11 protein-coding genes and 1 tRNA gene are annotated in these 13747 nt (G+C 65.0%); all 12 read left to right on the forward strand.

Translation table 11 applies throughout. From position 1 onward, the window contains the following. The first annotated feature begins 31 nt into the window (after positions 1-31). The 12 genes from mnmA (at position 32) to rpiA (ending at position 13742) form a co-directional block, all read left to right on the forward strand. Positions 32-1195, forward strand: coding sequence for a tRNA 2-thiouridine(34) synthase MnmA (gene mnmA, locus FRZ44_RS07460; protein WP_263641910.1), 1164 nt, complete (start codon positions 32-34; stop codon positions 1193-1195). Then, the gene (locus tag FRZ44_RS07465; RefSeq protein WP_151176595.1) at positions 1192-1497 is read left to right on the forward strand and encodes an SCP2 sterol-binding domain-containing protein; all 306 of its coding nucleotides are present in this window, start codon (positions 1192-1194) and stop codon (positions 1495-1497) included. Before mnmA ends, FRZ44_RS07465 begins: the two co-directional genes overlap by 4 nt. A gap of 185 nt (positions 1498-1682) precedes the next feature. Next, a tRNA-Met gene (locus FRZ44_RS07470) sits at positions 1683-1758 on the forward strand. Between the two features lie 564 nt (positions 1759-2322). Next, positions 2323-2835: a hypothetical protein gene (locus FRZ44_RS07475; RefSeq protein ID WP_151176596.1), complete on the forward strand. Its 513-nt coding sequence runs from the start codon at positions 2323-2325 to the stop codon at positions 2833-2835. 408 nt (positions 2836-3243) lie between these two features. Next, positions 3244-5421: a transketolase gene (gene tkt / locus FRZ44_RS07480; protein ID WP_151176597.1), complete on the forward strand. Its 2178-nt coding sequence runs from the start codon at positions 3244-3246 to the stop codon at positions 5419-5421. Continuing rightward, positions 5418-8246, forward strand: a complete 2829-nt coding sequence (locus FRZ44_RS07485; protein WP_151176598.1) for a bifunctional transaldolase/phosoglucose isomerase — start codon at positions 5418-5420, stop codon at positions 8244-8246. Before tkt ends, FRZ44_RS07485 begins: the two co-directional genes overlap by 4 nt. 24 nt (positions 8247-8270) lie before the next feature. After that, positions 8271-9305: a phosphogluconate dehydrogenase (NAD(+)-dependent, decarboxylating) gene (gene gnd, locus FRZ44_RS07490; protein ID WP_151176599.1), complete on the forward strand. Its 1035-nt coding sequence runs from the start codon at positions 8271-8273 to the stop codon at positions 9303-9305. A 4-nt stretch (positions 9306-9309) separates the two neighbouring features. Beyond that, on the forward strand, positions 9310-10923 hold the full coding sequence (zwf, locus tag FRZ44_RS07495) for a glucose-6-phosphate dehydrogenase (protein ID WP_151176600.1): 1614 nt from the start codon (positions 9310-9312) through the stop codon (positions 10921-10923). Between the two features lie 2 nt (positions 10924-10925). Then, on the forward strand, positions 10926-11744 hold the full coding sequence (locus FRZ44_RS07500; RefSeq protein ID WP_151176601.1) for a Cof-type HAD-IIB family hydrolase: 819 nt from the start codon (positions 10926-10928) through the stop codon (positions 11742-11744). After that, positions 11741-12319 (forward strand): gluconokinase, encoded by a 579-nt coding sequence (locus FRZ44_RS07505; RefSeq protein ID WP_225308591.1) that lies wholly within the window; start codon positions 11741-11743, stop codon positions 12317-12319. The genes FRZ44_RS07500 and FRZ44_RS07505 overlap by 4 nt, the downstream gene beginning before the upstream one ends. Further along, positions 12316-13047, forward strand: coding sequence for a 6-phosphogluconolactonase (gene pgl / locus FRZ44_RS07510; RefSeq protein WP_151176602.1), 732 nt, complete (start codon positions 12316-12318; stop codon positions 13045-13047). Before FRZ44_RS07505 ends, pgl begins: the two co-directional genes overlap by 4 nt. A gap of 2 nt (positions 13048-13049) precedes the next feature. Continuing rightward, entirely contained in the window at positions 13050-13742 is a 693-nt protein-coding gene (rpiA, locus tag FRZ44_RS07515; protein WP_151176603.1) for a ribose-5-phosphate isomerase RpiA, read from the forward strand. The last annotated feature ends 5 nt before the right edge of the window (positions 13743-13747 follow it).

The raw sequence follows: 13747 nt of genomic DNA on the forward strand, positions 1-13747 counted from the left end.
CGCCGGGGCCCCTATATTCCGGGCCATGCCGATGGGACCCGCCCTCGATGACCTGACCGCCCCGCTGCGCCTGGAAGGCGTGGCGCCGGGGGCGCGTGTCGTGGCCGCCATGTCGGGCGGGGTGGACAGCTCGGTCGCCGCGGCCTTGCTCGCCCATGCCGGCTACGAGGTGGTGGGGATCACGCTCCAGCTCTACGACCATGGCGCCGCGGTCAGCCGCAAGGGGGCCTGCTGCGCCGGCCAGGACATCTATGACGCCAAGCGCGTCGCCGACCAGCTCGCCATCGATCACTACGTGCTCGATTACGAGGCGCGGTTCCGCACGGCCGTGATCGAGGATTTCGCCGACAGCTATCTCGCCGGCGAGACGCCGATCCCTTGCGTGCGCTGCAATGAGCGCGTGAAGTTCGGCGATCTCCTGGGCACGGCGCGCGAGCTGGGCGCGGCTGCCCTCGCCACCGGCCATTATGTGCGCCGCCTCGAAGGTTCCGCCGGCGCCGAACTCCATCGCGCCGTCGACCCGAGCCGCGACCAGAGCTATTTCCTGTTCGCGACCACGGGTGCGCAGCTCGATTACCTGCGCTTTCCCCTGGGCCATCTCGAGAAGCGCGAGACCCGCGCCATCGCCGAGCGCCTGGGCCTCGGCGTCGCCGCCAAGCCCGACAGCCAGGATATCTGCTTCGTGCCCTCGGGCCGCTACGCCGAGGTGGTGGAGAAGCTGCGCCCCGGTGCGGCCGAGCCCGGTGACATCGTGCATGTCGATGGGCGCCTGTTGGGCCGCCATGAGGGGTTGCTGCATTTCACCGTGGGCCAGCGTCGCGGGATCGGCATCTCCGAAAGCCAGGTCGACGGCGAGCCGCTCTATGTGGTGCGCCTGGATCCCGTGCGCCGGCGGCTTGTGGTCGGCCCCAGATCGGCGCTCGGCATCGCCGCGATTCGACTTGGCAATGTGAATTGGCTGGCCCACCAGTCACCCGGGGACGAGGGCGAAGCGGTCGAGGTCAAGCTGCGCTCGGCCGCCGCGCCCGTGCCGGCCCGGCTCTGGCTCGACGGCGGGAGCGGCGCGCGAGTCGAGCTGGCGGAGCCGCAATTGGGAGTGGCGCCGGGTCAGGCTTGCGTGTTTTATCGCGGGAGCCGGGTGCTGGGCGGCGGTTGGATCCGGCGCGATGAAGCCAAAGCGGAGGCGGCAGCATGAGCGAGATCGAGGACCTGACCCGGATCCTGAACGAGAAGGTCAAGCTCCTGCCGCCCCTGGGCTACAAGCTCAAGATCGAGCTCGACGAAGGCGGCCTCGTGATCTGGGACGGTACCGGCAGCGCGCCGGTCATCACCAACGAGGACGGCAGCGCCGATACCACGCTGCGAATGACCTCCACCAACGCCAAGGCCCTGATGGAAGGCCGGCTCGACCCCACGCTCGCCTATATGACGGGCAAGCTGAAGGTCGAGGGCAAGCTCGGCGTCGCCATGAAACTGGCGGCGATGCTGGGGGATTGAGCGGGCGCGCGAACGTGCCCGCGTCCCACCCGCATGGCTGGCCTGATTTTGCTGTAAATCCAGTTCCTTAGGCGAAAGCCCCAGGCTGGTTGACAGGGGTTCGGCCTTCGCCATATACCCTTGCGTCCCGCGGCCGGCCGCCCAGAGCGCCGGCCGATCTTGTTCCGGGCATTATTTCGCGATGGGGCGGCGTAGCTCAGTCGGTAGAGCAGGGGAATCATAATCCCTGTGTCGGGGGTTCGAATCCCTCCGCCGCCACCACCGCGAACCCCCTCCCTCGCCACAACACCTGCGCCGCTTCGACCGCGCGGGCTCTGACAGGGACAATCAATTCCAATCGGGGCCCTCTGTCCGTCGAGATGCGGACGTCCCTGCCTGAGCCCGAGGAGCCCCGACACGTGAGACGGTGGGGGAAGGGCTTCGGCCGTTCGTCGAAGCCCTAAGTCTCGGAGAGAAAACCAAGTCGACCTCCGGCAGAAACGCCGCAGCGCTTTGACAGGCCCCTGGCCTCTCCCGACGGGACTGACTCCATATCGATCGCGTCTGATTCCAAAATCGCATCCGCGTCATCACGACGAACACTTCTGCAAGCACGGAAAGTTCGGGCGGTTCGAGCCTTCAAGGGCTGTGGCGAGAACTCGTGAAGAAAGTTTAATCGGGAACGGCTGGCGGCGCGCCGAGTTAGGTAGTTTCCGGGCCTCATTAAGAGCGCCGACGCTGCATATCTATTGGATCTATCCGATTCCTGGAATGAGACAGCGAAGCAGCCGCGCTTCCTCCTCGGTCGGTCCTGTTCGATAGAGACGACGAAACACGGTAGATGAAATGACCAGCGCCGTTTTACCGGATTCAACCTCGGCTCTTGGATCGGAGTTCAACGAATTTCTTTTCGCGCCGATCGGTGAGGATAGAAATGGAATGCGGCTCAGCGTGCTTTCGGCATTGGCACGAATGGACATCGATCCGTGGCAGGAGGCCGCCAAGCTGGCCCGGTTGCCGGAAGATGCCGCGGCGGAAAAGTTGACATCGCTGATCACGGCACAACACGGCGTGCCGTCGGTGTCGCCGGATTTCGCGAGGATCGCTCCTCGCTTGATCGCGCTCCTGCCGCGTCAACCCGACCCCAAGATCGCGCCGCGCAAGGGGCTCATGGGGAGCGATATTGCGCTCGGCTCTCCGGCTCTCATCATCGTCGTATACTTGATCTTCACGGCCTTCATGCTGAGCGCCCAATGGATCGCGGCGAGCCGTCAAGCCCCAGCGCAGGGTGAAAATGCTCCGGCCGCGGTCTCGGAGACGATTGTTCCCCCCACGCAAACGCCGCCTTCCGGCCAATGACGCCTCATGGGATGGCGGGGACAAGGAGAGACCATGATTGACGAGAAAATGGAGCCGAACCCGAACGACCCTTCCGAGCGGAGAAAGCCTGAGCGAGCGGACCCACCCGCGCAACCGGTCCAGGAGAATGCACCGGCCTCGCCCACGCGGCCGGGCCAGCGCGCGTCACCGGGGCGGAAGCCGCTTTTCGGTCATTGAAGGAATGCTCTGCCGGCGCCCCGCTCGGCAAGCGATCGGGTCCGATTCCTCACTTGCGGAATTTGAGTGGTTTCCGGTTCTGCTTCCTGCACTCGGCGGAGGACTATCATCCAGACCATCAACCCGCTGACGCGAATACCCGCTGCGACGGCCTCCGCCGCCGTTGCAGGCGCTGTCGCGTTGGATTCATAAGCCAAAGGCAGTTTCGTCATGAAAACTCCCCTTTACCTGGGACCGCGCGAGAAGACCGTGGAAGAGTCCGCGAAACCGAAAATCGCCGCGCCCCCGGACGCCAGTCAGGCAGCGACAGGACCTCAGGGCCGGCGGTCGATCGATCGGCTCTGCATCGACACCATCCGCACCTTGTCGATGGATGCCGTGCAGCAGGCCAATTCGGGCCATCCTGGCACGCCGATGGCCCTGGCGCCGGTGATCTACACCTTGTGGCAGCGGTTCCTGCGCTTCGATCCCGCGGATCCCACCTGGCCGGATCGCGACCGCTTCGTGCTCTCGAACGGACATGCGTCGATGCTGCTCTATTCGATGTTGCATCTGGCTGGCGTGACAGCGGTCGATGACAGGGGCGAGCCTACCGGCGAGGCCGCCGTAACGATCGACGACATCAAGCACTTCCGCGAGATCGACAGCAAATGCCCGGGCCATCCGGAATATGGCCTGACCTCGGGCGTCGAGACGACGACCGGGCCGCTGGGCCAGGGCTGCGCGACCAGCGTCGGCATGGCGATGGCCGGGCGCTGGCTGGCGCAGCATTTCAATCGGCCGGACTTCGTCCTCTTCGACCATGACGTTTATGCGTTCTGCGGAGACGGCGACATGATGGAAGGTATCACGAGCGAAGCCGCCTCGCTCGCAGGCCATCTGATGCTCGGGAACCTGTGCTGGATCTATGACAGCAACCGGATCACGATCGAGGGCCACACCGATCTCGCCTTCAGCGAAGACGTCGCCGCGCGCTTTCTCGCCTATGGATGGAGCGTCCATCGGGTCGGTGACGCCAACGACATCGAGCGGATGGCAGAGGCGATCGAGATCTTCCGGCGCACCCACAAGGTCCCCACATTGATCGTAGCCGAGAGCCATATCGGTTACGGTGCCCCGCATAAGCACGATACGAGTGCTGCCCATGGCGAGCCGCTGGGCGAGGAGGAAATCCGCCTGGCCAAGCGCAACTATGGCTGGCCGGAAGACGCCAAGTTCCTCGTGCCCGACGGCGTGCGCGAGCATTTCCGCAGAGGCATCGGGCGGCGGGGCCATGAGCTGCGGAAAGCGTGGCTAGCGCGGGTCGAGGCTTATCGCGCCAGGCATCCGGATCTTGCCGGCCAGCTCGAGAAGATGCAGAAGTGCGAGCTCCCGGATGGCTGGGACGGAGAGTTGCCCGGCTTCGCTGCGGATCCGAAGGGTCTTGCGAGCCGCGATTCATCCGCCAAGGTGCAGAACGCCATTGCGGCGCATTTTCCCTGGCTGATCGGCGGCGCCGCCGATCTCGCACCGTCGACCAAGACAAGGCTGACATTCGAAGCCGCGGGAGATTTCGAGGCCGACAAATATGGCGGCCGCAATCTCCATTTCGGCATTCGCGAGCATGCGATGGGCGCGATCGTGAACGGTCTCGCCTTGTCCAAGATCCGCGCCTATGACTCGAGCTTCCTCATTTTCTCGGACTATATGAAGCCGGCCATCCGCCTGGGCGCGCTGATGGGGCTGCCGGTTGTTCACATCTTCACCCATGATTCGATCGGCCTCGGGCAGGACGGCCCGACGCATCAGCCGGTCGAGCAGCTGATTTCGCTGCGTGCCGTCCCAGGCATCGTCACGCTGCGGCCCGCAGACGCCAATGAAGTCGTCGAGGCCTGGCGCGTCGTCATCCGGCTGAAGCATCAGCCCGCTTGCCTGGTGCTGAGCCGACAGCCACTGCCGACTTTCGATCGGAAGCGCTATGCGTCTGCCGCGGGTGTGGCGCGAGGGGCGTATGTGCTGGCGGATGCGGAAAAAGGCCGGCCGGCGGTGATCATGATGGGGACCGGCAGCGAGGTGGCGCTCTGTGTCGAGGTCTATGAAAGGCTCGAGCAGGAAGGCATCGCGGCACGGGTCGTCAGCATGCCCTCCTGGGAATTGTTCGAACAACAGGATCGAGCCTATCGCGACAGCGTGCTTCCCCCCGATATCACGGCGCGCGTGTCGATCGAAGAAGGTTCGGTGATCGGCTGGGACCGCTATGTCGGCAGCACGGGCGCCATGATTGGCATGCATAGCTTCGGCTCATCGGCGCCGATCAAGGATCTGATGAAGAAATTCGGCTTCACACCCGAGAAGCTGCTGGCCGCGGCAAAGCAGCAGATCGCGCGGGCCAGGGAGAAAGCGGCATGAATCCGTTGAAGCAGCTCGAAACCTGCGGTCAATCGGTCTGGCTGGACTACCTGAAGCGGAGCCTCATCGAGAAAGGCGAGCTGCGCCTATTGATCGAGCAGGACGGGTTGAAGGGCGTGACATCGAATCCCTCGATCTTCGAGAGGGCGATCGGCGAAACCGACGAATATGCAGCCGCGCTGAGGCAGTTTCAGGTATCGGAAGACCACGGCGTCACGGCGATCTATGAGCATCTGGCGATCGCCGACATCCGTGCCGCCGCCGACATCCTGCATCCCGTCTACGAGGCGACGCAGGGACGGGATGGCTATATCAGCCTGGAATGCTCGCCCTATCTGGCCAACGATACGCAAGCCACGATCGAGGAGGCGATGCGGCTATGGACGGCGGTGACGCGACCCAACCTGATGATCAAGGTGCCCGCGACCCCGGCCGGCATTCCCGCCATTCGTAAATTGATCGGCCATGGGCTCAATATCAACATCACCCTGCTGTTCTCCGTGCGTGTCTATGAGCAGGTTGCCGAGGCCTATCTCGCTGGGCTCGACGAACTGAAGCAGGCGGGCGGCGACCTCTCCAAGATCGGCAGCGTCGCCAGCTTCTTCGTGAGCCGTATCGATACGGCGATCGACAAACGGCTGGACCGGCTCGATGACAAGCCGATGTCGGATCGCTTCCGCGGCAAGATCGCGATCGCCAATGCGAAGCTTGCCTATGCCCGCTATAAGGCGCTTTTCGCGGGGCCGCGTTGGCAGGCGCTCGCCTCATCCGGTGCGATGACCCAGCGGCTGCTTTGGGCGTCGACCAGCACCAAGAGCCCCAGCTACAAGGACACGATGTATGTCGAGGCTCTCATTGGCCGCGATACCGTCGACACCATGCCGCCGGCGACGATGGATGCGTTCCGGGACCATGGCAAGGCGGTCTCCGATGCCATCGAGCAGGATCTGGCCGGCGCTCAGGCACTTCTCGCCGCGCTCGAGGCCCAGGGCGTTTCTCTGAACGAGGTGACCGAGGAGCTGGTCAAAGACGGGGTGCAGCAGTTTGCGGACGCGTTCGACAAGCTGTTCGGCGCCATTGCCCGGCAGCGCCGTGCGCTTCTCGACGACAAGCATGCCGGCATGGCGATCGAGCCCGGCTCGCCAGAGATGAAGGCGGCCATCGAGACGGAGCAGGAGGCGTGGCGTGCCGGCGGGCGCATCCGGCGACTTTGGGCCGGCGACAGATCGCTGTGGACGAAAGCGGACGAGGACCGGTGGCTGGGCTGGCTGCCGGTGGCGGATGAGGAACTGGCCGATGTCGAGCGCCTGCGAGCTTTTGCAGAGGATGTAAAGCGGCGCGGCTTTACCGATATCCTGCTCCTGGGCATGGGCGGGTCGAGCCTGGGCCCCGAAGTGCTGGGGTCGGTTTTCGGGCCGCCATCCGGATGGCCGCGCTTCCACATGCTGGACAGTACCGATCCGGCGCAGATCAGAACCACCGAGCAGGCTATCGATCTCGCCAAGACGCTGTTCATCGTCTCCTCGAAATCCGGCAGCACGCTGGAGCCCAATATCTTCATGGACTATTTCCTCGATCGCGTCCGCGCGGCCCGCGGCGCAGGGAAGGCCGGCGAACAGTTCGTCGCCGTGACCGATCCCGGCTCCTCGCTGGAAAAGCACGCCAAGGCTCAGCACTTTGCCCATATCTTTCATGGCGTGCCTTCGATCGGCGGCCGCTACTCGGTGCTGTCGAAGTTCGGCCTTGTCCCGGCCGCGGCCATGGGGCTCGACGTCAAGCGCCTCCTCGAGACGACGCGGCCGATGATGCGCGATTGCGGCCCCGACGTGCCGCCCGCTGAGAATCCGGGCGTTCGGCTCGGTGTCGCCATGGGCATTGCGGCCACGCGCTTCGGCCGCGACAAGGTGACGATCGTCGCCTCGCCGGGGATCGCCGCGCTCGGCGCCTGGCTGGAGCAGCTTCTCGCGGAGAGCACCGGCAAGCAGGGGCGCGGGCTGATCCCGCTCGCCGGGGAACCGCTTGCCTCGCCGGAGCATTACGGAAGAGATCGGTTCTTCGCCTATCTGGAGTTGGCGGGACAGGCCGATCCGTCGCAGCGTCAGGCCGTAGCGGCGTTGGAAAAAGCCGGCCATCCGGTGGCGCGGATCACCGTGAAGGATGTCTGGCATATCGGCCAGGAGTTCTTTCGATGGGAAATCGCCACCGCCGTGGCCGGCGCGGTGATCGGTATCGATCCGTTCGACCAGCCGGATGTCGAAGCGAGCAAGAAAAAGACGAGTGCGCTGACCAAGGACTACGAGACGTCGTGCCGCCTGCCGAAGGAGGAGCCGCTGTTTCGGGAGAACGGCATGGCTCTTTTCGCCGACCCCCGAAACGCGGCCGCGTTGGGCAGGCACAATACGCTGTCGGCCTATCTGAAAGCGCATCTCGGGCAACTGCATCCGGGCGACTATGTGGCGCTGTTGGCCTATATCGAGCGTAAGGACGCGCACACGCGAACGCTGACCGCGATGCGCAAGCATATCCGCGACAAATCCCGTGCCGCGACCTGCCTCGGTTACGGCCCCCGTTTCCAACATTCCACCGGGCAGGCCTACAAAGGCGGTCCGAATTCGGGCGTGTTTCTGCAGGTGACCTGCGACGACCCGGTCGATATCGACGTGCCGGGCCATGGCTACAGCTTCGGCGTGGTGAAGGCGGCACAGGCGCGCGGCGATCTCGAGGTGCTGGTGGAGCGGGGCCGGCGTACGCTTCGGATCCATTTGAAAGATGTCGATGAGGGATTGGCAGAACTGGGACGCGCCGTGAGCGCGGCGCTCCCGTAACCGGCGTTTCCAGGAGTGAAATAGATGCAGATCGGCGTGATCGGACTGGGCCGCATGGGCGGCAATATTTCCCGGCGCTTGATGAAGGCGGAGCACAGCTGCGTGGTGTTCGACGTCAACGTCAAGCCGCGCGAGCAGTTGGCGAAGGAGGGCGCCGCCGCGGCGGGATCGCTCGAAGACGTGGTCAGGGCCCTCGAGAGCAAGCCTCGCGCCGTATGGGTGATGCTGCCCGCCGGCCGGATCACCGAAGAGACCGTCGAACGTCTCGGCAAGCTGCTGGAACCGGGCGACATCGTCGTCGATGGCGGCAATTCCTTCTACAAGGACGACATCCGACGCGCCAAGAAACTGGCCGAGAAGCGCATCCGTTATGTCGATTGCGGCACGTCCGGCGGCGTCTGGGGCATCGAGCGCGGCTACTGCATGATGATCGGCGGCCCGAAGGATGCCGTGGATCACCTCGATCCGATCTTCGCGGCACTGGCGCCGGGGCGCGGCGACATTCCGCGCACGCCGGGTCGCAGTAACGGCGATGCGCGCGCCGAACGGGGCTATATCCACGCAGGCCCGTCCGGCGCCGGGCATTTCGTCAAGATGGTGCATAACGGCATCGAATATGGACTGATGCAGGCCTATGCCGAAGGTTTCGACATCCTGCGTAACAAGGATTCGAAGGATCTGCCGGAAGACGAGCGCTTTGCTCTGAATCTGCCCGACATCGCGGAAGTCTGGAGGCGCGGCAGCGTGATCTCATCCTGGCTGCTCGATCTCACCGCCGCGGCGCTGACAAAGGATCCGCTGCTGAAGAGCTTCTCGGGTTATGTCCAGGATTCCGGCGAAGGCCGCTGGACCATCGAGGCTGCCATCGAAGAGGCGGTTCCCGCCGACGTCCTTTCTTCGGCGCTCTATACTCGCTTCCGCTCGCGGCAAGGACATACCTTCGCCGAGAAAGTGCTTTCGGCCATGCGCCTGGGCTTCGGCGGACATATCGAAGGCAGCGAGCCCATCGATCCCGAACCGGCGCCGGCCCGTGCAGCGGCAGAGAAGGCGGGAAGGTAGCGCTATGCCCGACCGTCAAGCGATTAGGGCATCGTCGGTCGCCCCCGCGACCGATCCGTCGCCGCGCCGTCAGCCGAAACCCGCCGATCCTTGCACCCTGGTGATCTTCGGGGCCACCGGCGATCTCACCAACCGCCTCGTGATGCCGGCGCTCTATAATCTGACGAAGACCAAGGTGCTGCCGGAAAATTTCGCCTTGATCGGCGTGGCCCGGTCGGAGAGGACGGCGGACGGCTGGCGCGACCACCTTTACAAGACCTTGAAGAGCTATGTCGGCAACGCCGCCAACGAGTTCCATGTCGATCATGTCGACGAGGCGGCGTGGAAACGGCTCGCGAGCAGAATGTCTTATGTTCAAGGCGATCTGACCAAGCCCGAGCTGTATGAGAAACTCCGCGACATGCTCGCCGAGACCGGCAAGGCGCACGGGACCGAGGGCAATGCCATCTTCTACCTCGCCGTTGCCGACAGCCTTTTCGGCAGCGTGGTCGAGCAGCTCGGCAAGGCGAAGCTCACCGATCAAAACGAGGGCCGGAACGGGCAACGCCCGTTCTGGCGCCGTGTCGTAATCGAGAAGCCTTTCGGCAACAGCCTGGCTTCGGCTCGCGAGTTGAACGCCCGCATCCTGCGCAGTCTGCAGGAGAACCAGATTTTCCGGATCGATCACTTTTTGGGGAAGGACACGGTCCAGAGCATCATGGCGCTGCGCTTCGCCAACGGGCTATTCGAGCCGATCTGGAACCGCGACCGGATCGATCACGTACAGATCACCGCGGCGGAGACGGTCGGTGTTGAACAGCGCGGCGAGTTCTATGAAGCGACGGGCGCGCTGCGCGACATGGTTCCAAATCATGTCTTCTCGCTTCTTTCGATGGTCGCCATGGAGCCGCCGGTCGGCTTCGACGAGGCGTCGATCCGCACGAAGAAGGCCGATGTCTTCGCCGCCATGCCTGCCGTCAAGCCCGACCGGGCCGTTCGCGGCCAATATCGTGCCGGCACGGTGCTGGGCAAGGCGGTGAAGGCCTACCGGCAGGAGCCGAAGGTAGCGCCGGACTCGAACGTCGAAACCTATGTCGCGATGGAGCTTGCCATCGACAATTGGCGCTGGGCCGGGGTCCCCTTCTACATCCGTACCGGCAAGCACATGTCCCGCCGGAACACGGAGATCGCGATCCGCTTCAAGCCAGCGCCCTATGCCGCGTTCAAGGGCACGCCCGTCGACTGCCTGCCGCCCAACTGGCTGGTGCTGCGCATCGCGCCGGACGAGGGCATCTCCCTGCAGTTCGAGGTCAAGCGCCGTGGGCCGATCGTGGATCTCGCCGCCGTCAAGATGGATTTCCACTATGACGACTGGTTTCCGAAGGAGCCCAATGTCGGCTACGAGACGCTGCTCTACGACGTCATGGTCGGCGATCCGACTCTGTTCATGCGCGCCGACATGGTGGAGGAGGCCTGGCGGGTCGTCCAGCCGGTGCTCGATGCCTGGGCGGCGGAGAAGGTCGACGTTCCCGGCTATGCATCGGGCAGCGACGGCCCCGGCGCAGCCGACGAGTTGCTGAGACGCGACGGAGATCGGGCCTGGCGGCCGGTGGCCCCGCCCTCGGAGCGGAAATCGTAACGATGAAGAGGGATATCCGCCTTCTTCTGGCCGACGTGGACGGCACCCTGGTGACGCAGGAGAAACTGCTGACCGAGGCGGCGAAGGAAGCGGCCCACGATCTGCGCGATGCCGGCATCGTCCTCGCCATCACCAGCGGCCGGCCGCCGCGTGGCATGAGCATGCTGATCGAGCCCCTTGCCTTGGAAGGCGCGATCGCAGGCTTCAATGGCGGCGTGTTCGTCAATCCCGACCTCTCCGTGATCGAGAGCCACAGGGTCGATCCCGCGATTGCCGGGCAGGCCTTGAAGCTGATCCTCGACCAGGGGCTCGACGCTTGGGTCTACACCGATGAGGAATGGTTGATTCGCGACCCTGCGGCGGCTCATGTGGCACGCGAGGCCTGGACGGTCAAGTTCGACGCCAGGGTCGTGACGTCATTCACGGACGCGAATCTGGCGCAGACGGTGAAGATCGTCGGCGTCTCGGACGATCTCGATCGGGTCGCCGCATGCGAGAAGGCGGTGCAGCGCACGCTGGGCGAGAAGGCGAGTGCGGCGCGCTCGCAGCCCTACTATCTCGACGTGACGAACCCGCAAGCCAACAAGGGAGTCGTCGTGACGGCTTTGTCGACGCTCCTGAACATACCCACCCGGCAGATCGCCACCATCGGAGACATGCCGAACGATGTTCTCATGTTCCGGCGCAGTGGCTTCTCGATCGCGATGGGCAACGCCAGCGACGAGGTGAAGGCTCAGGCGAACGTCGTCACCGAAAGCAACGAGAACGAGGGCTTCGCCAAGGCGGTTCGCAGCTTCCTTCTGGCTCCGGCCGCGACATGAGCCAGGCGAGCCACGATTGGTCGATGCCCGATGCCTGCGCCATCGCCAGGCCGGTGATCATCGTCGTCATGGGCGTGTCGGGGTCCGGCAAGACGACGGTGTCGGCGATGCTGGCGGCAACCCTCGGCTGTCCGTTCCAGGAAGGCGACGAGCTGCATCCACCCGGGAATGTCGAGAGGATGGCCCACGGCATCGCCCTGACGGATGCGGACCGGATGCCCTGGCTGCGAAGGATCGTGGCTGAGATCGACGGCTGGCGCGCCCGAGGGGAATCCGGTGTGCTCACCTGCTCGGCTCTGAAGCGCTCCTATCGCGACGTCATCATCGGCGACCGCGCGGACGTGACATTGGTCTATCTGAAAGGTGCCTACGATCTGATCCGCCGACGCATGGCCGCGCGGCACGAGCATTTCATGCCGCTCTCACTGCTCGACAGCCAGTTTGCGACATTGCAGGAGCCCGCACCCGACGAGCATCCGATCACCGTCGATGTCGGCGGCGCGCCCGCCGACATCGTTCGCAGTATTCTGCGCCGGATCGAGGAACGGCAAGGGGCTGCGAGGAGGCCGATATGACAGGAATTTCCGATGCCAAGCTGGAGGTGCTTCCCGATCCTGACGCGCTGGCGCGTCGGGTGGCGGCCTGGCTGCTCGCGGCGGCGACGGCGAAGCAGGACCGTTTCGCGGTCGCGCTTTCCGGCGGCTCGACGCCCCGGCGGCTCTATGAGCATCTGGCTGACACGGCCTGTCGCGACAGTTTTCCCTGGTCCCGGGCGCACTGGTTCTGGGGCGACGAGCGCTTCGTGCCAGCCGATGACGCGAAGAGCAATTACCGCATGGTGCGGGAGGCGCTGCTGTCGCGGGCGCCGATCCCCGCCGGCAATATCCATCCGATGCCGACCACACCATCAAGCCCGGAAGCGGCGGCGTCCGCCTATGAGCGCGAGCTCAAATCCTTCTATGGCGCGGACCGGCTCGATTCCGCCCAGCCGCTCTTCGACGTGACGCTGCTGGGGCTGGGGTTGGATGGCCATACCGCGTCGCTGTTCCCCGGCACGCCGGCCCTGGGCGTGCGCGATCGCTGGGTCGCTGCCGTGGTCGGCGCCGAGCCCGAAGCCCGGATCACGCTCACCTATCCGGCGCTGGAGAGCAGCCGCCGGGTCGCCTTCCTGATCTCGGGCAGCGAGAAGCGCGAAATCCTCACGCGGCTGCGTCGTGGCGATGAGAGCCTACCAGCGGCACGCCTTCGCCCCGTCGGCTCGCTCTGGTTCTTTGCCGACGCGGCAGCCGCAGCATTTCCGTGACGATGTCACCGTCATCCACACAGGAGGCCTCGAAACGCGCCGCCGCGATGCAAGCCGCGATGGCGATCGAGGACGGGATGGTGGTCGGTCTCGGCAGCGGGTCGACTGCCGCTCTCGCGGTCGAAGCGCTGGCGGCCCGCATCGCGCAAGGCCTGCGGGTGGTCGGCATCCCGACCTCCGAGGCCACGGCCGCCTTGGCGCGCCGCCTCGGCGTGCCGCTGACGAGCTTCGCTGAACATAGCCACGTCGATATCACCATCGACGGCGCCGACCAGGTCGAGCGTCGCAGCCTCACTCTTATCAAGGGACGGGGAGGGGCGCTCTTACGCGAGAAGATCGTGGCCAGCGCCAGCGACCGGATGATCGTCGTTGTCGACGAGACGAAGCTGGTGGCCCGCCTCGGCGGTGCGACACCGTTACCGGTGGAGATCGTCGCCTTCGGCTCGCAGACGGTGATCGCGCGCCTGAAAGCCCTGGGCTGCGCCCCGACGCTGCGCCTCAAGGGCGACGAGATCTTTTTCACGGATGGCGGCAACCTGATTGCCGATTGCGCGATGGCCGAGATTCCCGACCCGGCGGCGCTGGAAGCCCGCCTTGCGGCGGTTACCGGCGTCATCGAGACCGGCCTCTTCATCGGTTTGGCGACCGAGATCCTGATCGGGCGGCCGGCGGGTGTAGAATTGCTCCAGCGATGAAAACT

It is taken from the genome of Hypericibacter terrae (assembly GCF_008728855.1).
Classification (GTDB): Bacteria; Pseudomonadota; Alphaproteobacteria; order Dongiales; family Dongiaceae; genus Hypericibacter; species Hypericibacter terrae.

Bases quoted from the DNA above. Each gene is read 5' to 3' on its own strand.
- mnmA (WP_263641910.1), top strand. From the start codon at position 32: ATGGGACCCGCCCTCGATGACCTGACCGCCCCGCTGCGCCTGGAAGGC.
- FRZ44_RS07465 (WP_151176595.1), top strand. From the start codon at position 1,192: ATGAGCGAGATCGAGGACCTGACCCGGATCCTGAACGAGAAGGTCAAG.
- FRZ44_RS07475 (WP_151176596.1), top strand. From the start codon at position 2,323: ATGACCAGCGCCGTTTTACCGGATTCAACCTCGGCTCTTGGATCGGAG.
- tkt (WP_151176597.1), top strand. From the start codon at position 3,244: ATGAAAACTCCCCTTTACCTGGGACCGCGCGAGAAGACCGTGGAAGAG.
- FRZ44_RS07485 (WP_151176598.1), top strand. From the start codon at position 5,418: ATGAATCCGTTGAAGCAGCTCGAAACCTGCGGTCAATCGGTCTGGCTG.
- gnd (WP_151176599.1), top strand. From the start codon at position 8,271: ATGCAGATCGGCGTGATCGGACTGGGCCGCATGGGCGGCAATATTTCC.
- zwf (WP_151176600.1), top strand. From the start codon at position 9,310: ATGCCCGACCGTCAAGCGATTAGGGCATCGTCGGTCGCCCCCGCGACC.
- FRZ44_RS07500 (WP_151176601.1), top strand. From the start codon at position 10,926: ATGAAGAGGGATATCCGCCTTCTTCTGGCCGACGTGGACGGCACCCTG.
- FRZ44_RS07505 (WP_225308591.1), top strand. From the start codon at position 11,741: ATGAGCCAGGCGAGCCACGATTGGTCGATGCCCGATGCCTGCGCCATC.
- pgl (WP_151176602.1), top strand. From the start codon at position 12,316: ATGACAGGAATTTCCGATGCCAAGCTGGAGGTGCTTCCCGATCCTGAC.
- rpiA (WP_151176603.1), top strand. From the start codon at position 13,050: ATGTCACCGTCATCCACACAGGAGGCCTCGAAACGCGCCGCCGCGATG.